Origin of the sequence: Bartonella sp. HY038, assembly GCF_014117425.1 — a bacterium.
Taxonomy (GTDB): domain Bacteria; phylum Pseudomonadota; class Alphaproteobacteria; order Rhizobiales; family Rhizobiaceae; genus HY038.
In genome coordinates this window covers 2,984,129-3,005,438 of record NZ_CP059725.1, presented here as the reverse complement: position 1 = coordinate 3,005,438, position 21,310 = coordinate 2,984,129, and the positions used below count along the sequence as shown (strand labels likewise).

Here is a 21,310-nt window from a genome sequence, read left to right as displayed (position 1 = left end):
TGCAAAGTATAATATCTATTTTCAATGAGGCGGCAAGACTACAAATCAATGTAAATTATAGTTTTTAGTATATGTTTTAATTCACAAGAATTATAATTTTTCTAAAATAATATTAGTGTATTCTTATATTTATAATATAAAGGTCATAGTCTATGGAAAAAAAGGCCAGTTTGCGGCAACCTGCTGAAGAAATCTATGCGGATGAATTGCAAAGCTTAAAAAGCCTTGATGATTTACCAAAGCCGAAAGGTTGGCTGTTGTCGCCGCGTTTTGTTCGGTGTTTCATTGTTGGTGATGAAAAAAAGGGCATTTCCCGTAAGATTTATGGCGAAGATAGTTTAATTGATCGTGCTATTGTTTCCTTGATGAGTGCGCAAGGGCTGATGTTGGCAGGAGAGCCGGGCACGGCAAAATCGCTACTATCAGAATTATTAGCCGCCGCCATTAGCGGTCATTCAGGGCTTATTGTGCAAGGTTCTGCTGGTACCAGTGAAGATCATATTCGCTATTCATGGAATTATGCTTTGCTGCTTGCTGAAGGGCCAAGTGAACGAGCGCTGGTTGCTTCCCCGATTTTTTCAGCTATGAAAGAAGGGCGCATCGTCCGCTTTGAAGAAATTACCCGTTGCCCGCCGGAAGTGCAAGATGCGCTGATTTCTATCATGTCCGAAAAATCTTTAGCAATACCTGAACTTGGTTCAAATGATGCTTTGCGTGCAGCGCCGGGGTTTAATATTATTGCAACGGCCAATTTACGTGATCGCGGCGTAAATGAAATGTCGAGCGCTTTAAAAAGACGTTTTAATTTTGAAATTGTTCATCCAATCAGTGATGGCGAGCAAGAGCGCGCCTTGGTGCGCCAACAGCTTGATGCGAGGTTAGCGCCGCTTGGCATTGAGGTTAGCAATATAGATGCAACAATAGATATTTTGGTTGAAACTTTTCAGGATTTGCGCACTGGCCGCACGCGTGAGGGGATAGCGCTCACCAAACCTGATGCGGTTATGTCAACGGCAGAAGCGGTAAATGTTATGCAAGCAGCCGCGCTGGAAGCGGCCTTTTTGGATAATGGCAGTGTATCGGGCGCCCATATCGCCCACCAAATACAAGGGGTTATTTTAAAAGATGAGCCGGAGGATGGCAAAAGATTTAAAGCCTATATTGATTATATAGTTAAAGATCGCGCCGGTAAAAAAGGCCCTTGGAGGGAATTTTACAGCGCAGCGCGAGCCTTAAAACTCACATGACAAAACATCCGTCTTTTCTTTATGATGAAAAGTTGCAGATTACCATTGTGCCGGTACGCCATCATAGTCCGGCATGTGCTTTTGCTGTGCGTTTATTACTTGACGAAATCAAGCCTAAAACGGTGCTGATTGAAGGCCCTAATCATTATGATCGCCTTATAGATCAGATCATTGATGATGGCACTGTTCCGCCAGTCGCCATTGTTACTTTTCCCTCTAAAAATGCGTTAGGTAGCAGCTATTATCCAATTTGTAGCCATAGCCCTGAATATATTGGCTTATTATGGGCACACCAAAACAAGGTCGAGACGCATTTTATTGATCTACCCATTTTTTCCCGATTTCAAAATGATACATCTGACGATAATGACATTAACGATGATGAAAGTGATGAAGAAAAACAAAGCCATATTGCCAATAAGTTCGTTCCCTTAAGCAAGGACTATTTTGATAGTAGTGATTATACCAAGGCACTTTGTCAAAAAATTGGTTGCCGCGATGGTGATGAATTATGGGACCAGATGTTTGAAACACAGCTTGGTGAAAGCGATTGGCGCGGTCTATTTTCTGGGATTGGTGTTTATTGTGATCATATGCGTCAATCTACCAATGATGAACTTTTGCAACGTGATGGCACTTTGGAGCGTGAAGCGCAAATGGCGGCAATTATTGCCCGCGAGAGCGCTAAAAAAACTGGTCCGATCGTAATTATTGTTGGTGGTTTCCATGCACCTGTTTTACTGGATTTGGTGCGTGCGCCACAACAAGCAAAGATCGTGGAAACGCTAGAGGAATCATATTTGATCCGCTATGGCTTTCGTCAGTTAAATGCCCTTACGGGTTATATGAGTGGTTTGCCTTTTCCTTGGTATTATGATCGGCTTTGGCAACAACAAAATTGCATTGTTGAAGATGAAACAAAGCCAAGTAACGTTTTTGAGATTATTGCAGAAAAAATTGTAATCGAATTTATTGCGCATTTGCGCAAAGATATGCGCCATGAGCGTATCGCATTTCCAGCTTTAGTAAATGCGTTGGAAATGGCCAATAGCTTGGCGCAGTTGCGTGGCCATAAAGGGCCAATGCGCAGTGATATTATAGATGCTTTACGCACCGCTTTACTAAAAGGGCATGAAGGTGGCGAAGGCAGTGGAATCTTAGCCGAATTTTATTCGTTTTTAACGGGTTCTACCATTGGTGCAATATCGTCAAAAGCAGCTGTGCCACCGCTTTTACGCGATTTTTTTGCTAAAGCGCGTGTGTTAGGTATTAAGATTGATGATGGGGAGGCACGCAATCGTACTCTTGATATTTATCGCAAACCAAAACATCGCGCTATTAGCCGCTTTTTACATGGAATGAAGTTTTTAAATGTGCAATTTGCTAGTCGCACCGCTGGGCCAGATTTTAGCAATGGTTATGCAACAGATCGTTTATTTGAAAGCTGGACCATTCAATGGTCACCCTTGACCGAGGCGCGTTTAATCGAGCTTGCAAGTGAAAGTGACACATTACAAAAATCGCTATTGTTGCAATTATTTCACAATATTACTGCCTTGAAAGAAAATGGGCATGGTGGGGAGACGGCAAGCGCTGTTAGGCTTTTTATTAATGCTTGCGAAGCTGGTTTATCAGGGGCTGCAAAGCAAATATTACCGCTTATTGAACAAGAAATTATTGCAGATGCTAATCTTGTAAGTGTTGTTGATGGGTTAAAATCGGTGCTCGCCTTATGGCAAGCGCGTAAATGGCTGGCTTTGGATGATGAGCAAGTGGTGCGTGATTTAATTACCATTTGCTACCGCCGCGCCATGTTTTTACTACCCAATATTATTCATGCTGACAACGAACAAAGCATGGCTCTTGTTGATGCATTAGCGAATTTACGGGAATTGCTTATTTTAAGTGAACGGGAAGCAACAAAGCTTGATGGGGAAATATTTCAGGAAAGAATTGCAAATTTACTCACTAATACCGATGCGCCGCCCGTCATACGTGGTGCTATTGCCGCCCTTGCTTGTCTTAATGGCCAAATAAGTGATGAACAATTGGTTGAGCGTTTTGCAGGGGAAATACAGGCAGCTTATAGCACGAGTGAAGAGCGCGTTGGTTGGCTTCATGGGGTGATTACGATTTCGCGTGAATTATTATGGCGTGTATCGCAATTAATGGAAAAGGCAGATATGCTGCTGACGAGTTTTGATGACGATAGTTTCCTTGAAATATTACCCTTTTTGCGCTTGGCCTTTAGCCGCTTGGATCCAGATGAATTGGATCGGCTTGGTAAAAATATTGGTAAATATTATCATCAGGAAGATTTTTTATTGCTTCATTCTAGCCTTGATGAAAACACGGTATTACAACGATTGGCTCTTGAGCAAGATGTATTGGCGCAAATGCAGGAGGAGCAGCTTATATGACCAATTCGGTTGAAGGTTTACGCCGTTGGCGCCTTGTGCTTGGCCGCTATAGTGAAACGGGACTAGGCAGTGATTGTAAGCTTGGAGGTGTTGATATTGAGCGCGACCAAGCTTTTGATTATCTTTATTCACGCGAATTAAAACAAAGAGGATTACGCCAGGAAAATGCGAAAAAAAGCCCATTAGGAGGTCGCGATTCAAGTGGTGTTAAGCCAATTGATTGGCTAGAGCAATTGCGTGGGATTTTTCCAAAATCCGTATGTGAAGTGGTTGAAGGGCATGCTTTGCACAATCTTGGCATGACCGAATTATTGAGCGATCCTAAAACTTTAAAAACGTTAACTCCGAACACAGATCTTTTGCGTAGCTTGATGCTTTATAAGGATAGAGCCAATCCCGCTATTCAAGCGACTATTCGCGATATTGCCAAAAAAATTATCGAAGATATAAAAAAGCGCTTAAAACTGCGCTTAGAGCGCGCTGCATCAGGGCGGCGTAATCGTTTTCGGCGCGGCCATTTACGGCGGATGCAGGATTTTGATTGGCGGGCAACCATTCGCGATAATCTTAAAAATTATGATATTGTTAATCGCCGCATTATTGCTGATAAGCTGCGCTTTCATTCGCGATCAAGATCCTATTTCTCCAAGACTATTATTTTATGTGTTGACCAATCGGGATCAATGACCAGCTCTATTATTTATGCCGCTATCATGGCTTCTATTTTAGGTGGTCTTTCATCGGTTAAAACAAAGTTGGTGCTGTTTGATACGCGCATTGTTGATATGAGCGATCAACTTGCTGATCCTGTTTCGGTGCTTATGTCGGTGCAACTTGGTGGTGGTACCGATATTGGCATGGCGGTGAATTATTGTGAGCAATTGGTCGAGCAACCACGCCAAACCATTTTTGTGTTAATTAGCGATTTTTGTGAAGGTGGTTCACCCGCTAAATTATTGGCAGCTATTCGCCGTCTTGCTAGTGCGCAAGTAACAATGCTTGGCGTTGCAGCCCTTAATGATGATGGTATTGTTGATTATGATATAAGCATGGCACAACGCTTGGCAAAGGCTGGTATGGAGGTGGCGGCACTTACACCAGATAGGTTGGCAGATTGGCTAGGGGGAGTTATATCCTCATGATATCGCTCGCTCTCCATCAAGCTTTAGTAGCCTTTGACGAAAGTGCGCTTGAACTTTTAGCGAATAAGGGGTTGGTGCGTCGTGCTGCCCGCGATATTGAGGGCGGCAAGGTTACATTTATCGATTGTGACGGTGATAATGCAACAGTTAGGGCGGATGGCGAAAGCGTTGCAATGGGTTTAGCCGGCCCCCTTAAGGCAAAATGCAGTTGCCCTGCCGCGTCTGTCTGCCGCCATAAGCTTGCAGCAACATTATTTTTACGCGCATTGCCGATTGAGGATGGTCTTGGAGCCAAGGATCAAGTCAAGGATCAAATCTTGGAGCAAAGCCAAAGCGCCCGTGACGAGATTTGCGAGTTTTCATCAGCTATTCTACAGCGTTTTGCCGGCAAAGCTGGATGGCAGGCAGCTCATGATATTGCGGCTAAGGGGGCAATCGTCAAAGAGGAAAAAAATAGCGTTCGTATTTTCATCATGGATGAGGAAATTTGCTATCTTTTGGGGCAGGGGCTAGAGGGGATGGTCTCGAAAATATCGCCTGCTAAGCGCAAAATATTTCATATTGCCGCCTTATTGATTGCCCGTAGAAAATGGCACATTAATGATGATGTCAGCGAAGAGAACGCGGTAATCATTAAAAAGCAAGCACCCGATAGCGGCTTTCTTGATAGTGTTGATGAAGCCTTATTAGATGCCTTGCGCACAGGGTTAAATATTGCCCCCAAAGCCTTAGAGGAGCGTATCTTTGCGCTTTCTGTATCATCACGAGCGGATGCTTTACCAAGATTATCGGCGCTTTTGCGCATTTTAGCAAATCGTATTCGCGAGCGCAGAAAACGCGCTTTATCATTTGAAATTGAGCAATATTTACCATTTATTGCTCATATTGCCATGTTGGTGCGTATTTTAAGAAAAACCAATATAAATGATGAAAATTTCATAAAACTTGCAGGTGTTTATCGGCAAGATTATCTGCCAATTGGTGATATTGACTTAGTGGGGATGGGGGCTGAAATTTGGCGCACAACCACTGGCGCACGCGGCGTTAGTACAATTTTTTATGCGCCGCAAAACCAACAATGGTATAGTGGTGCTTTGGCGCGTCCATCGGGTGTCGATCCTTCCTTTATACCTAATAGTGCTTATTATACTGGGCATTTATTTGGCAAATCACCAAGGGATTTGAGCCGCAGCCAGTTGACTTTAACCGGCGCTTTGGCATCCCCCCAAGGGCGTTTATCAATGTCGCAAGGCGTTATAGCAAAAGATGTCAAGCTTTTTACTGGCACCTATACCGATCTTGCTTGTGCCTATAGCGATTGGCAGGTTTTGGCTGATGATTTACAACAGGCTTTTATGCAAGGACTTCATAATATTGCCCCGACAATACAACCCGTTTTGCTAGTGCCAAGCAATAATTTTGAATATTATTTTGATGATTTACGTCAACAAGTGATCTGGCCAATTATGGATAGTAATGGCCAATGGTTGGCGCTAACATTGGATCATAATAGTGATAAGGAAGCGCGCATTATTGCGGTTGAATTACATTCAGGCAATAAAGTTGATGCGATTGTCGCTAATGTTGTTGTTGAGCAAGGGCGCTTTGCCTTGCGGCCAATTGCGGTTGTTTGCAAAAATATGATTGAAAATTTAGGGCTAGATGGCAAAACTGCCAATAAAAATTGGAGTTGGCATCGATTTTTAAACGCTATTCAAAATAAGCGCTTTGACTTTCAACAAAGTGATCGCGCAAATTTTGTTCTTGCTGATGCTTTGGACCAAATTCAATCTATTGCTGAAATTGGTTTTGCAAATCAACGATATAAGGATAATTTGCAAAAGGCTGGTTCTATCCTTCAACAGGCGGGGTTCAGCAAATTTGCCAGTATGGCGACCATTATTGCTGAACAAGATTTTGCTGATAGTGAATTTGCAAAGCTTGCATATCCGCTATTGACGCTTATTTATGCACTTAACCAAGCAATACAAAAATTGCGCTCTTTGCCCTATTTACAGCCGCTAAAATAGTTGGTTTGATAAATCGAGCTGAGATAAAAACGTAAAAAATTAAGTTGCCTCTTTATTGATGCGCTGTTCAATATAATGGGCAAGTGCGGTGGCGGCATTTAACATATGGGCGCGCATGTAAAGAGCAGCTTTTTCACCATCGCCTTGTGATATGGCTTGCATAACCATATCATGTTCTTGGCGAGATCTACTAATACGATTGTTTTCGTGCAATTGCAGGCGGCGAAAAGCACTTAATTTGGAGCGAATAGCAATGGCCTGTTCTTCTAAAAACCGATTATGGGTGGCATGATAGATTTTTTCATGAAACTTACGGTTCATGCGGTCATAATCATCGATTTTATTGTTAATGACCATGTCGTGTGATTGTTCATGAAGTTCCATTAAGGTACACCGCTCAAGCGGTGTCATTCTATAAGTGGCAAGGCGAACGCAGACCGCTTCAATTTCAGCCGTTGCTTCAAACATGTCCATAATGCGCTCAGCAGTTAGCGGTGTAACAATAAGACCGCGCCGGCCGCGTTTTTCAGCAAGGCCATTGGCCTCCAAATGACGTAAAGCTTCGCGCACGGGGGTGCGCGAAACGCCATATTTTATTGCAAGTTGCTGCTCGTCCAAATCAGAGCCTGGTGGCAGGGTGCCATCGGTGATTTCATCGCTTAAAGCATTTCTAATGCGTTCGGATAATAAAACCGTTTGTTCATCGCCACCAAATTTTTCACTCATATTCAACTTCTTTAAAAGATCATTTTTACTGCAAGAAATAATATTGATGGCCCCAAAAGGCAACCAAGACCGGTATGAAATGTTGCGGTTAGGGCGCCATAAGGCACCAAACGCCTATCCGTTGCAGCCAAGCCACCACTAACCCCGCTGACCGTCCCCATGAGCCCGCCAAAAACCATGGCTGATCGTGGATTGTTAAGACCAATCATCTTGGCAACAAAGGGCGTACCAATCATTACCAAAATTGCTTTTAAAACGCCAGTCGCAATTGATATCGCCATAACGGCAGAATCGGCACCAATTGCCGCACCTGTTACTGGGCCAACAATATAGGTAACTGCCCCGGCGCCAATTGTTGTTAAGGCAATCGGGTCGGTGTAGCCAAAGGCAAAAGCAATGATTACTCCCACGATGAAGGGAAAAAATGTTCCAAGTAATAATGCAACAAAGCCAATAATACCTGCCTTTTTTGCTTGTTCAACATCCACCTCAAAAGCGGTGGCAACAATTGCAAAATCGCGCAACATAGCGCCGCCCATTAAGCCAATGCCGGTTAAGCCAACCACATCGGCAAGCCCCTTTTGACCGCCGGTCGCGATGCCGCCCCAAAAGGCAAGGGCAAGGCCGATGATAATGGCAATCGCTGACCCATGTACGCGCCCAAAGGTTAGATATTTGGACAGCATGGCTGAAATCCACATGACAATACCGATAAAGGCAAAAGCAGTAATTAGCGCATTATGTTGCAAAACGCTCATAATCATCTCAACCATTTTTGCCCTCCGCTTTTTCGCGTGCTTCAATCTCGTCCATGGTTTCCACTGTGCCACTCATTTTGCCGATAATTGCAACTGAAGCAAAACAAACAGCAACAGCGCTCACTGCAGCAATAACAACGAGTGGCCCACCTTCAACCGCTGCAACAACATTTTGGCTGGCTGCCATGGCGACCACGATCGGGATATAAAGACTACCCCAAAACTCAACGCCAAAAATAACGCCGCGACTTAAAATATTTTTATTTTTGAGCCATAAACGCATAGCGATTAATAGCATCATCGCTATACCAACACCGCCAACATTGGCATGCACGCCAAGAATTTTACCCAATAAATCTCCTAAAAAACCACCCAATAGGGTGCAAATCGCCAGAAGTGCGACACCTGATATAGTCATTTACCCCTCCCATGCTGCCAATTGCAGTTTCCCCCAAAGGACAGCTTCCCCATATGAATGAAAAATGTATTGCGTTTTAGATTTTTTCCTCATTTATGTATCCTCCCACTGGATAAATATGATTTATAGTATACACAAAAAAATATTATGGACAATATAAATACATTGAGATAGATTATCTTTATATTTGTATGCAGGAGGACTCGATGAGAAACTGGAACTGCCAAAAACAAGCATTGGAGCAAAGAATTGCGTCGGGGAGCGCCTTTGCTAAAGGTAAAATTGTCGAGCGGACAAATACTGAAAAATTATTGGCGGCGGTGATCCGTTCTGGCGACCGTGTTTGCCTTGAGGGGGATAATCAAAAACAGGCGGATATATTAGCTAAAGCGCTAGCTGCGCAAGATGCCGACCAGCTTAATAATTTGCATATGGTGCAATCGGGCATTGTTTTACCAGAGCATTTGGATGTTTTTGAAAAAGGCATTGCCAAACGGCTTGATTATTCTTATTCGGGGCCGCAATCGGCGCGTATCGCCCGCATGCTGTTTGGCGGCAAAATTGAACTTGGCGCGGTGCATACATATCTTGAATTATTCGCCCGTTACTTCATTGATTTAACACCTAATGTTGCATTAATTGCCGCCGTAAGCGCGGATAAGCATGGTAATCTTTACACTGGTCCCAATACAGAAGATACCCCAACAGTTGTCGAGGCAACCGCCTATAAAAGCGGTTTGGTTATTGCGCAAGTGGGCGAAATTGTTGATAAGGTTCCCCGTGTTGATATTCCAGGTGATCTTGTGCATTTTGTGGTTGATGCGCAAAAGCCGTTTTATGTTGAGCCATTATTTACCCGTGACCCCGGTGCAATAACTGAAACGCAAATCTTGATTGCGATGATGGCGCTAAAAGGCATCTATCTTCCCTATGAGGTCAAGCGACTTAATCACGGTATTGGTTTTAGTACGGCAGCTATTGAGTTATTATTGCCCACTTATGGCGAAAAGCTGGGGCTAAAAGGCAAATCCTGCACGCATTTTGCCTTAAATCCGCATCCAACCCTAATTCCAGCCATTGAAGCGGGATGGGTGGAGCAGATCCACTGTTTTGGATCTGAGGTTGGCATGGAGGACTATATTCGGGCGCGTCCGGATGTTTTCTTTACGGGGCCTGATGGCTCACTGCGCTCTAACCGAGCTTTTTGCCAAACCGCAGGCCTTTATGCTTGTGATATGTTTATTGGCTCAACCTTGCAAATTGATCTTAATGGTCATAGTTCCACAATTACTACTGATCGTGTGGCGGGGTTTGGTGGAGCGCCCAATATGGGGTCAGACCCCCATGGTCGCCGTCATAGTAGCCCTGCTTGGTTAAAGGCAGGGGAAGAAGCACAGCCCGACATCCCTGCGAATTTACGCCGTGGTCGAAAGCTTGTCGTGCAACTTGGAGAAACCTTTGGTGCTAATAATGTGCCGCTTTTTGTCGAGAAGTTGGATGCCGAAATTTTGGCCGAAAAGCTTGGCCTCGATCTTGCGCCAATTATGGTTTATAATGACGATGTTAGCCATATTGTAACCGAAGAAGGCATTGCCAATTTATTGCTTTGCCGCAATGCAACTGAGCGCGAGCAAGCCATTCGCGGTGTTGCCGGCTATACGGATATTGGTCGTCAGCGTGATAAAAAAATGGTGGAAACTTTAAGGGCGCGCGGTGTTATTCAGCGCCCCATTGATTTGGGCATTGATCCGCTTGATGCTGATCGGCGTTACTTGGCCGCGCGTTCCATCAAGGATATTATGGTGCAATCAGGGGGGCTTTACAATCCTCCTAGCCGTTTTCGTAATTGGTGAGGGGAGCAATCATGGAAAACATGAAATTTGAGTTTTTAACCAATAAGGCGGCGCAACCCCAAAGAAAGCAAGTCATTATCGGCGTTGTTGCCTCGGGTAATCTTGAGGCTTTGGTGGAGCGCATTGATGATAAAACCCGTTGTATCATTGATGTGGAAACAGCTTCGCATGGCTTTGAGCCAATATGGCAAGCGGTGATGGGAGATTTTGTCGAGCAGTATGCGGTTGGTGGTTTGCGCATATCGATTAATGATGGTGGGGCGCGACCTGATACGGTGTCGCTGCGTCTTGCACAAGCCTTGCGTTTAATGGAGGAAGTCGAATGACGAATTCAGCTCAACTTTCCAATCAAAATGAATCTATAAGCTATTATGAAGCAAGTGCGCGACAAAGAATAGATTATCTGGTTGATAAGCATAGTTTTCAAGAATTTATCGGCCCAGAACAACGAGTTGTTAGCCCACATCTTAAATTGTTCAATCTACCAGAACAATTTGATGATGGTATTGTTATTGGCCGTGCCATGCTTGAGCAAAAGCCGATATTCATTGCCGCGCAAGAGGGGCGTTTTATGGGCGGTGCAATTGGCGAGGTTCATGGTGCAAAATTGCTAGGGCTGATAAAGGCGGCACAGCATGAAAACCATGATCTTGTGCTTTTGCTTGATAGCGGCGGCGTGCGATTGCAAGAAGCCAATGCTGGTGAAATTGCGATTGCTGAAATTATGCGGGCAGTTGTCGAGGCGCGGCTTTCTGGCATCAAGGTTGTGGTTTTAATTGGCGGGCGTTCTGGTTGCTATGGGGGCGCTGGTCTTATCAGTGCTTGCGCCAGTAAAATTGTTATGTCCGAATATGGGCGCATGAGTGTAAGCGGCCCGGAAGTTATTGAAACCAACAAAGGAGTTGAGGAGTTTGACTCGCGCGATCGTGCGCTTGTGTGGCGCACAATGGGCGGTAAACATCGCAGCTTAATGCAGGATGCGGACTATTTTGTTGCCGATGACATATTAGCATTTCGGCGCGCTGCAATTACTGCTTTAGAGCAAGATGAGCAATTTGGGTTTGCCGCTTTAAAGCAACAGCAAGAAAAGCTTGAAAGCCGGCTTAATAATTTTGGTGATGCCAAAGATGCAATCGATATTTGGACAAAATCGGGTATTAGCAACGCGCAAGAAGTTCCATCGCTTTCTGATGATCAATTTTTACACCTCTTAAGCGGCGTAAAACAAACTTATTGCAGTGATGCATCAAAAAATGTCGCAACAACTACTGCAACGCCAACCCAGCCATTGCCTGATGGGTTAAATCAATTATTATCATCTTTGTTTGCAGGCCAATTTACGGTAACGGTGAGTAATAATCATATTATCGGGCAAGCAAGTTTAAATGGCACGCCGTGTCATATTATTGGCATTGCTAATAGTGCACCAATTGCCATTGATGATGCCAATATTTTATCGCGGCATATTATCAATATCGTTGAAAATCATCCCAAGCAGCCAATTTTGGTGTTGGTGGATTCTGCTAGCCAAAATATGAGCAAACGTGATGAATTATTGGGTCTTAATCAGTATTTGTCACAATTGGCCAAAGCATTGATTTTTGCCTCGCTTAATGGGCATGTAACGATTGGTGTTTTATACGGCCATAGTGCGGCAGGTGCTTTTATTGCCAGCGCTCTTGCCACCCAATCACTTATTGCCTTGCCTGATGCATATCCAGCCGTGATGGATTTGCCATCAATGGCGCGGGTTACCAAATTATCGATTGATCAATTGACCGAAATGGCCAAGGCAACGCCGGTTTTTGCTCCAGGGCTTCTAAACCTTTATAAGACTGGCGGGATAGATGAGGTTTGGCAAAATGACGCCAATGTCGATATAAAGGCGCAAAAACTCCTTAGCCTTTATCAAAGTCTTGAGGGGCAGCACCCTCATGATAAAAGGGCGCAGTTAGGCTTGGAAAGAGGGGGACGATTAAAGACATTGCCTTTGTCAAATGCAGTTATAAAACTTGCGAATTGTGATGGGTGATTTTCATCGTCATGACCTTGTTTGGCTTGATGCGACAGGTTGGCAAGCTTTATATGAGCAATATCACTTTGATGTGTTGAAAGAGTGGGAGGCAAAAAACTTCCCCCTCATTGTTACGCAACAACCAATGCTGAAAAATAATGATGATCTGTTGCTTGGTTTGCCTTTACCTCCAACCATGGGCAAGGCAAGAATATCGCTCATAATTCATAAACATCACATAAGCAAAACAACTCCGCCACCTTTGCTAAGTGAGTTAGCGCGTTATGCACCTTATGATTGGCAAAACCTGATTAAGGCGATGATGCAAATTGACGCAAATTTTAGAGTGTTTGGTAGTCTATGCTGGCAAGCGCTAACAAATATGCATTATATCAGTAAAACTTCCGATCTTGATTTGTGCTTAACTGTCTTACCAAGGCAAGATTATGTTTTAAATCTATGTAATAGCATTGAAAGCATCAATAAAACTGCATTGATGCGTATTGATGTGGAGCTGATTAGACCAAAGGGCGGAGTTCATTATCAAGAAATATTACGTCAATATAAGGATGATATAATCGTAAAAACCAATACTGGTGTGGTGCTGATGCCTTTTGCAACATGGGTGGGGGAGAATGACGATGACTTATCAGTTAAACAAACAGTCTGGTCAGTTTAACAAACAATTTGGTCAGTTAAAAAACAGTCTGGTTTTTAATGATATTGGGCAACAAGGTGATGCCATTGCCAATAAAGCATATGACGCCCTCATCAAGGAATTGCAAACTTATCCAAAGCCCGGCCTTGTAAGTCATATAGATAATGGCGCGCATGCAGATATGGATTATGCAATATTGGCAAAGAGCGCTGATGCTATTCGACCGTTTTTTAAAGATTTATTTATTGCTGGTACAAAAAGCGCGCAAATGAGTGAACTGCGCAGCATCGGTATAGCTGCCGAACAGGCAATGATACAGGCAACTAATGGTATAAATGCCCATCGTGGCGCAATCTTTGCTCTTGGTTTACTATGCGCAGCCTATGGGTTTAAAACGCAAAATTTTTCGCTTCCTATAAAGCTAGGTACTATTATCGCCAATCAGTGGGGGCAAGATATTTCACAAGGGCCAATTAGCTTGACAAGTCATGGCACCAAAGTATTGCGCTTATATGGCGCAGGTGGTGCGCGTGAAGAGGCGGCAAGGGGTTATCCATCCCTATATGAAATTGGTTTGCCGGCATTACATGAGGCGCGCCAGTGGACAAAGGTGGAAGAAGCACAACGGATTCATGTAACGATGCGATTGTTAGCCAAAATCTGCGACACCAATTTACTGCATCGCGGAGGTATTGAAGGAATGGCTTTTGCGCAGCACACTGCGCAAAAATTTATCAAAGATGGTTCTATTACACAGATTGATTGGCAAAAAAAGGCCGCGGAAATACATGATAACTTCATTAAACGCAATTTGTCGCCGGGTGGCGTTGCCGATATGCTGGCTGCTACCGTGTTTTTAGATTGCTTGGGGGATGGATAGAAAATGTTTGCTTTATTATGCGGCGGGCAAGGACGTTTAATGCCGCAATCCTTAGATTTAGGTGCAAATAGTTCGAAAAATAGTGATTTGCTTCATGCTGCCGGCGTTTTATTAGGCCATGATCCGTTAAAGTTTTTACGTGAAAGTGATCCGCAAATACGGTCAAGTAATTATTATAACCAATTCTTTTCTGTACTTACTGCCCTATGCCATTATAATTTAATTAAGGATCATTTGCCTGAACGCATATGCGTGGCTGGTTATAGTGTTGGCGAGGTTGCAGCTTTTGCTATTGCCAATATTTGGCAGCCAGCTGAAGCATTGGCTATCACATTAAAACGAGCAACCTTGATGGATAGCGCTCATGCGATAAAGGCGCGGCTAGCTTTTGTTATGGGGCTAAGTGAAACACAATTGCAAACGCCTTTGCATCAAGCTAATTGTGTCATTGCTATTCATAATCCAGATAATTTTTTTATACTTGCTGGCAATGAAAATGATATTGAAACACTATGTAAAGAATTGCGCAATATAGGGGCAACGCGCTGTGATGTTCTAGATGTGTTTATTCCCTCGCATACGCCATTTCTTGCAAATGCGGTTGGCCCCTTTTATGATTTTATAGCAGCAAAGCCCTTTAATGCAATGGATGATAATCGTTTGCTCTTTAGTGGTCTCGATGGTGGCCGCATTTTTAAAGTGCAAGATGGTTTAAAAAAACTTGCCGAGGAAATTGCTCAGCGGCTTGATTGGCAAGCGGTTTTACAGGCATTGAGTGAGCAAGGGGTAATGTCTATCCTTGATCTTGGTCCGGGTAACGCATTGGCAAATATGATTAAAAGTTATTATCCTGCAATGTCTGCTTATGCAGTTGGTGATTTTCAAACGATTGATGGAATCGAAACGTGGTTAAAAAGGCAGGAATAAGTTTAAGGTGGGGAATGCGTTATTTTAGCTTTTAAGTAAAATTAATATAAGATTTTTAGTATTTTTATAAGCTTTAATATAGATAAATTATTGTTTAATTCTCTTTTTAAAAGAAAAAAATATATATTATATAACTAATATAATATATAATTAAAAATATAAATAAAAATATAAATAAAAATATATGTACGGTTAGATTGTTGTTGAATAATATTTGATGCTGTAATAAATATAACAATGCTTTAATTTATATTTGTGACTATACGCAATAGCTTACCATGTATAGTTATATATTTAACTTAGCTAGCATAGCATTCTCTTTTTTAATATTTTTAACCATGTGGGGCATTTAAATGGCTTTAGGAAATTTCTGGTCTAGTTGGAATTTTACATCTACTGCAGGTGTAAAGGAGATTAGCGGCAGTGATAATAATGATATTATCAAGGTTTGGTCAAATGTTGAAAGTTCTGCAGGCGCATCAACCAGTATTGATGTTGGCAATGGCAATGATAGCATTTTTGTTGGTGGTCGGTTAAAGGGGAGCGGCTCAAATTCGATTACCGGTGGCGATGGCAATAAGCTCCTTAATGTATGGGGTGGTTTGGATGCTACAGCAGGCGCTGAAAATAGCATTGTATTTGGCGATGGCAATCATGGTTTAACCTTCTTTTGGGGTATGAAAACCAATAATCTTGGTAGCAACACCATTAGTTTGGGTGATGGCACGGATGTTATTTCTATTTTAGGCAATGTACAATCAAGTAACCAAAATCGGGTTGCACTTGGTGATGGAACAAAAACGCTTAAAATTACGGGTAGTGTTACAGCAGCGAGTGAAGCTGCAAATCTGTTTTCAATGGGTGAGGGTACCCATATCGCAAGTATTTGGGGCAGTATTGATGCCGCTTCAAATGGCGTAAATTCTTTCTCTTTTGGTGCTGGAAAAACGGTTTTATCTATCGGTGGCCGTCTTCTTGCCAGTGGAACGAACAGAATTACCGCAGCTGCAGGTGACCACGTAGTTACTGTTGCCCGCGGTATTGAATCGCGCGTTGGCGGTGAAAATTCATTAACTTTTGGTGATGGTAATACGGTTTTAACGGTAACTAATGGCGTTTATGCAAGTGGCTTTAATCAATTTGTTATCGGTGCTGGCGATCATGTAGTAACCATAGTTGGTAACTTTACTGCTAGCAATACTGGCTCAAATATCTTTACAGTAAATGGCGGCAAAACTGTTCTTACCATTTCAGGTCTTGTTGAAAGCTATCATCTTAATGAAATTACAACGAGCGCTGGTGATGATTTCTTGACCTTTGCTCGCGGTATGGTTAGCCATGAAAACGGTATTAATAGTATTAGTTCAGGCGAAGGTAACGATACACTGCTATTCACGAATAAAGTGATTGCTGCTGGAACCAATCACATTGATGCCGGCGAGGGTGACGATAAGATTGTGTTTAGTCGCGGTCTTGAAGCGCAAAATGGCGGTAAAAACGAAGTTTTCGCTGGTGAAGGCAATGATGTTGTCGAGATTTATGGCAAGGTGTTAGCATCTGGAACAGGCTATAACCTTATTGATACGGGCGATGGCAATGACCGAATTTCGCTTAATGGCTTTATTCAGCAAGGTGCGTTGCAAATTAATGCTGGCGAGGGTTATGACACATTAGAGCTTAACTCGCTTACTGTTGCTGGCTTTAATACTTATTATCAAACATGGCTAACCGACATGTTCCATACAGATGGTATGGCAAATAGCAATCTTGATGTATTGCGCGTTGACTCTGTAAAATCATTTGGCTTTGCAAGTCTTGATTGGCTTGGCACTTTGATTAATGAATTTAACGAAAATCACAATAATCAGCTTGGTCTTGAAGTTGATATTAGCGGTTATGGTCGCAATATTAATGCTGGAAATCTGTTTAGTGATGATTTTAGCTCTGCAGTTACAGCGCTTGACCTTACTGGTAATGGTAAAAATACATTAAGTTTTAATGGTTCGCTTTTTGATAATGGCTTTGATGATAAAAGTCTTAATATTAAGGGTGACGGTAGCGATGTTGTTAAGCTTGATAATAGCTGGTCGCTTACTGACGGCAGCTATACGGATGGTGCTGGTGTTGTTTATAGTGTCTATGCTCATGGTGATGAAAGTCTTCACATCCAAGCAGGTGTTAATGTAACAATCGTTTAATATTTACAAATATTTAAGGACTGGCTCTTTTCATGTGATTGAAAGGAGCCAGTTTTTTTATGTCTTCTATCTTTACAAAAGTTCTATCAGTCGATGATTGTTTGACTTTATTGTGAGGATCTTTGGTGAGTTTGGCGCAAGATGGCTTTCATCTTTTGTGGTTGAAATAGGTAGCTTTAAAAGGGAGTAATAGGCAATGCAATATTCTTTGTGATCCTTATACTTCTCTATTTTTCAATACAATTTTTGGAGAAAATAGAAATCATTAAAATCAGTTGGTTTTGTTATATTATAATTTTCTAATTTATAATATAATTGGCGCTGTTTAAGCCAGATATCCTTGATATTTATCATCTATATTGGTATTTTCTTATCTGTATTATATAAAATATTATCAATTAATTGATTTAGTTTATTGACATATATTTGTATCTGCCTGTACTATAACAGCATATTTTTATATTAGTATTACATCAAGTATGCGGGGATCGAATAGTGGTTAGTAAGTCTAATTTGAATGGTCATGCCAATTTAAAAGTCACAAGTAAATCGGGTGTTGTAGATGCGCCAGAAAGTGCTAGTAATTTTTATATTGATGCGCCAAAGGGTGATATAGCAAATTATGCGCGCGAAGGCGGTGATTTGGTTATCGAGTTTAAAGATGGTCAAAAGCTTGTTATTAAGAATTTTTTTGTAAATGGGTTAGACTTTAATAATTTACTATTGAGTGACGGTGGAACGCTTCTGCTAGTTGATTTTAGTAAGGCTTTGTCTGGTCAAGATGGTATTAATGATCCAGATGTTATCTATCATAATTTAAATGATGTTGATGCTACAAGCATATTGATTGGTTTGCTTGGTGCGGGCGGTATTGCTGCTGCGATAGCTTTTTCAAGTAGTTCTGATTATAACTATACGCCGCCTGTTGTTGATACGGCGCCGCCTAGTGTTCCATCTCTTGATAATGTTTATGATAAGGTTGAGTCTATTGTTGGTCCAATAGTTGCCGGAACCAGTACGAATGATCCTCGTCCGACTTTTTCCGGTACTGCAATGCCTGGAACTGTTATCAAATTTTATGATAATGGGCAGCTTATTGGTTCGACAGTGGCTGCAAGTGATGGTCATTGGAGCTGGGAGCCTGAGGTGGATCTTGCCGATGGTGCTCATTCAATTACTTATACGGCCTCTGACGGTGCTGGTAATGAAAGTGCACATAGCGATCCCTTCGTTTTTTCAGTGGATACTTTAGCGCCGTCAACGCCAACTACACCTTTGGTTATGGATAATACCGAACCGCATGTTGGTCCTATTCTACCTGGAAGTAGTACCAATGAAACTCAGCCAGAATTCTCAGGTACTGGTGAGCCTGGTTCAACTATTACCATTAAAGATGGCGATACAGTTATCGGGACGACAACGGTCGATACTGATGGCAATTGGTCAGTTAAGCCTGATGCACCTTTAACTGAAGGTAGTCATTCTGTTACAGTTACGGAAACCGATACGGCTGGTAATGCTAGCAGCCCAAGTGCGCCGATTGATTTTACCGTTGATACGACTGCGCCAGCAACACCATCTGCTCCAACTGCAACCGATAATACCGAGCCATATGTTGGTCCAATTTTGCCTGGCAGCAGCACCAATGAAACTCAGCCAGAATTCTCAGGTACTGGTGAGCCTGGCTCAACTATTACCATTAAAGATGGCGATACTGTTATTGGGACGACAACGGTCGGTACTGATGGCAATTGGTCAGTTAAGCCTGATGCTGCGCTTCCTGAAGGTAATCATTCGATTACGGTTACTGAAACTGATACGGCTGGTAATGCTAGTAGCCCAAGCGCGCCGATTGATTTTACTGTTGATACAACGCCACCAGCAATGCCATCTGCTCCAACTGCAACCGATAATACCGAGCCTGTTGTTGGGCCTATCGCACCTGGCAGCAGCACCAATGAAACTCAGCCAGAATTCTCAGGTACAGGTGAGCCAGGTTCAACTATTACCATTAAAGATGGTGATACTGTTATTGGAACGACAACGGTTGGAACCGATGGTAATTGGTCAGTTAAGCCTGATGCACCTTTAACTGAAGGTAGTCATTCTGTTACAGTTACTGAAACTGATACGGCTGGTAATGCTAGCAGCCCAAGCGCGCCGATTGATTTTACTGTTGATACAACGCCACCAGCAACACCATCTGCTCCAAGTGTTACTGATAATCAAGAGCCTGTGACCGGCCCTGTTACCGCTGGTAGCAGCACAAATGATACTCAGCCAGAATTCTCAGGTACAGGTGAGCCAGGTTCAACTATTACCATTAAAGATGGTGATACTGTTATTGGAACGACAACGGTTGGAACCGATGGTAATTGGTCAGTTAAGCCTGATGCACCTTTAACTGAAGGTAGTCATTCTGTTACAGTTACTGAAACTGATACGGCTGGTAATGCTAGCAGCCCAAGCGCGCCGATTGATTTTACTGTTGATACAACGCCACCAGCAACACCATCTGCTCCAAGTGTTACTGATAATCAAGAGCCTGTGACCGGCCCTGTTACCGCTGGTAGCAGCACAAATGATACTCAGCCAGAATTCTCAGGTACTGGCGAGCCAGGTTCTACCATTACCATTAAAGATGGTGATACGGTTATTGGAACGACAACGGTTGGAACCGATGGTAATTGGTCAGTTAAGCCTGATGCGCCTTTAACTGAAGGTAGTCATTCTGTTACGGTTACTGAAACTGATACGGCTGGTAATGCTAGCAGCCCAAGCGCGCCCATTGATTTTACTGTTGATACAACGCCACCAGCAACACCATCAACACCAACTGCGACCGATAATACGGAGCCAGTCATTGGTGCGATTACTGCTGGTAGTAGCACCAATGAAACGAAACCTGAGTTTAAAGGGACAGGCGAGCCAGGTTCAACCATCACAATTAAAGATGGTGATACGGTCATTGGCACAACTACTGCTGATAGCGATGGTAAGTGGACGTTAAAACCTGAAAATCCCCTAAGCGATGGCAATCATTCAATTACAGTAACTGCAACTGACGCTGCCGGTAATACAAGTACCCCAAGCGGCTCACTTGATTTTAATGTCGATACAGTTATTCCAAATCCAATTGATACATCTAAGATGGATTTGGTTGATGATTTTGGTCCTGTTCAAGGAACGATCAATCGTGGTGATCCAACGGATGATCGCACGCCAACCTATAGTGGTGCTGCAGGTTCTGTTGATGCCAATGATGCATCAAGCATTAATATCTATAATAAGGATGCAAGCGGCGTTGTTAAGCTTATTGGTTCAACCAGTGTTAATGCTGATGGTTCTTGGAGCTTTGATCCAAATCCACCATTAACGCCTGGTGATTATATCTTCTCCGCCCGTCCTGTTGATAAGGCCGGCAATGAAGGTCCAGCAACAACGGATTGGAACTTCACGCTTGTTGGTGATGCACCAGCTGATCCTGCCATTACCAGCGTTAGCGATAATGAAGGTTCGGTCCAAGGAGCTCTTCAAAAGAACGGCGTTACCGATGATACAACACCTGTTGTTAAAGGTACCGGTGAAGCTGGCTCAACCATTACCATTCATGTTGAAGGTCCAGATGGCGTAAGCTTTGTTGGCGGTACAACCACTGTAAATGCCAATGGTAGCTGGACTATTGAGATTACTCCTGCCTTTAGTAAGGGTGATGGTACTTATACGATTAAGGCACAGGCCAATGACTCTGCTGGTCAATTAAGTAATATGACCGGTGGCTTCCCAGTTGTTCTTGATACGACTGCGCCTGCAACACCTAGCCAACCAACCATTACTGATAATGTTGGTGATGTTACTGGTGCGTTATCTGCCAATGATACTACTGATGACAAACAGCCTGTTCTTTCTGGTAATGCTTGGTAGTTCAGAAGCGGTGGCACAGTAACCATTAAAGATGGTGATACCGTTCTTGTACAACCAGCGTTGGCGCCGATGGCTCATGGAGCTTTACACCGCCAGCACCAGGTCTTAGCGATGG

At 43.0% G+C, this 21,310-nt stretch carries 15 protein-coding genes and 1 pseudogene; 13 read left to right on the top strand and 3 right to left on the bottom strand.

The genetic code is table 11. From position 1 onward, the window contains the following. Window positions 1-152 precede the first annotated feature (152 nt). From H3299_RS12995 to H3299_RS12980, 4 genes are read left to right on the top strand one after another with little or no spacing between them, the layout of a single operon-like run. Entirely contained in the window at window positions 153-1,247 is a 1,095-nt protein-coding gene (locus tag H3299_RS12995) for an AAA family ATPase (protein WP_182418063.1), read from the top strand. After that, entirely contained in the window at window positions 1,244-3,667 is a 2,424-nt protein-coding gene (locus tag H3299_RS12990; RefSeq protein WP_182418062.1) for a DUF5682 family protein, read from the top strand. The genes H3299_RS12995 and H3299_RS12990 overlap by 4 nt, the downstream gene beginning before the upstream one ends. Continuing rightward, a complete protein-coding gene (locus H3299_RS12985) occupies window positions 3,664-4,809 on the top strand; it encodes a VWA domain-containing protein (RefSeq protein ID WP_182418061.1) in 1,146 nt (381 codons plus the stop codon). The genes H3299_RS12990 and H3299_RS12985 overlap by 4 nt, the downstream gene beginning before the upstream one ends. Then, complete coding sequence (locus tag H3299_RS12980) at window positions 4,806-6,839, top strand: hypothetical protein (protein ID WP_182418060.1); 2,034 nt, start codon at window positions 4,806-4,808, stop codon at window positions 6,837-6,839. Before H3299_RS12985 ends, H3299_RS12980 begins: the two co-directional genes overlap by 4 nt. Before the next feature lie 39 nt (window positions 6,840-6,878). Here the strand turns inward: H3299_RS12980 and H3299_RS12975 are convergent, their stop codons facing one another. From H3299_RS12975 to madL, 3 genes are read right to left on the bottom strand one after another with little or no spacing between them, the layout of a single operon-like run. Next, entirely contained in the window at window positions 6,879-7,565 is a 687-nt protein-coding gene (locus H3299_RS12975; protein WP_182418059.1) for a GntR family transcriptional regulator, read from the bottom strand. An 11-nt stretch (window positions 7,566-7,576) separates the two neighbouring features. After that, a complete protein-coding gene (gene madM, locus H3299_RS12970; RefSeq protein ID WP_182418058.1) occupies window positions 7,577-8,338 on the bottom strand; it encodes a malonate transporter subunit MadM in 762 nt (253 codons plus the stop codon). After that, window positions 8,331-8,741 carry a malonate transporter subunit MadL gene (gene madL, locus H3299_RS12965; protein ID WP_182418057.1) on the bottom strand — a complete coding sequence of 137 codons (411 nt, stop codon included), beginning with the start codon at window positions 8,739-8,741 and terminating at the stop codon, window positions 8,331-8,333. The genes madM and madL overlap by 8 nt, the downstream gene beginning before the upstream one ends. A gap of 206 nt (window positions 8,742-8,947) precedes the next feature. Here madL and mdcA point away from each other — a divergent pair, with 206 nt between their 5' ends. The 9 genes and pseudogenes from mdcA (at window position 8,948) to H3299_RS12925 (ending at window position 21,195) form a co-directional block, all read left to right on the top strand. Continuing rightward, the gene (gene mdcA / locus H3299_RS12960; protein WP_182418056.1) at window positions 8,948-10,594 is read left to right on the top strand and encodes a malonate decarboxylase subunit alpha; all 1,647 of its coding nucleotides are present in this window, start codon (window positions 8,948-8,950) and stop codon (window positions 10,592-10,594) included. Window positions 10,595-10,605: 11 nt separating this feature from the next. Continuing rightward, the gene (gene mdcC / locus H3299_RS12955; protein WP_182418055.1) at window positions 10,606-10,920 is read left to right on the top strand and encodes a malonate decarboxylase acyl carrier protein; all 315 of its coding nucleotides are present in this window, start codon (window positions 10,606-10,608) and stop codon (window positions 10,918-10,920) included. Further along, window positions 10,917-11,825: pseudogene (locus tag H3299_RS15585) on the top strand (biotin-independent malonate decarboxylase subunit beta); the annotation flags it as partial. The gene mdcC and the pseudogene H3299_RS15585, both read left to right, overlap by 4 nt. 117 nt (window positions 11,826-11,942) lie before the next feature. Next, the gene (locus H3299_RS15580) at window positions 11,943-12,626 is read left to right on the top strand and encodes a biotin-independent malonate decarboxylase subunit gamma (protein ID WP_246708232.1); all 684 of its coding nucleotides are present in this window, start codon (window positions 11,943-11,945) and stop codon (window positions 12,624-12,626) included. Next, window positions 12,619-13,287, top strand: a complete 669-nt coding sequence (mdcG, locus tag H3299_RS12945) for a malonate decarboxylase holo-[acyl-carrier-protein] synthase (RefSeq protein ID WP_182418053.1) — start codon at window positions 12,619-12,621, stop codon at window positions 13,285-13,287. Before H3299_RS15580 ends, mdcG begins: the two co-directional genes overlap by 8 nt. Continuing rightward, on the top strand, window positions 13,250-14,146 hold the full coding sequence (gene mdcB, locus H3299_RS12940; RefSeq protein WP_182418052.1) for a triphosphoribosyl-dephospho-CoA synthase MdcB: 897 nt from the start codon (window positions 13,250-13,252) through the stop codon (window positions 14,144-14,146). Before mdcG ends, mdcB begins: the two co-directional genes overlap by 38 nt. A gap of 3 nt (window positions 14,147-14,149) precedes the next feature. Beyond that, window positions 14,150-15,073: a malonyl CoA-ACP transacylase gene (locus H3299_RS12935; protein WP_182418051.1), complete on the top strand. Its 924-nt coding sequence runs from the start codon at window positions 14,150-14,152 to the stop codon at window positions 15,071-15,073. A gap of 353 nt (window positions 15,074-15,426) precedes the next feature. Continuing rightward, a complete protein-coding gene (locus tag H3299_RS12930; RefSeq protein ID WP_182418050.1) occupies window positions 15,427-17,271 on the top strand; it encodes a hypothetical protein in 1,845 nt (614 codons plus the stop codon). Window positions 17,272-17,766: 495 nt separating this feature from the next. After that, on the top strand, window positions 17,767-21,195 hold the full coding sequence (locus H3299_RS12925; protein ID WP_182418049.1) for an Ig-like domain-containing protein: 3,429 nt from the start codon (window positions 17,767-17,769) through the stop codon (window positions 21,193-21,195). Window positions 21,196-21,310 lie beyond the last annotated feature (115 nt).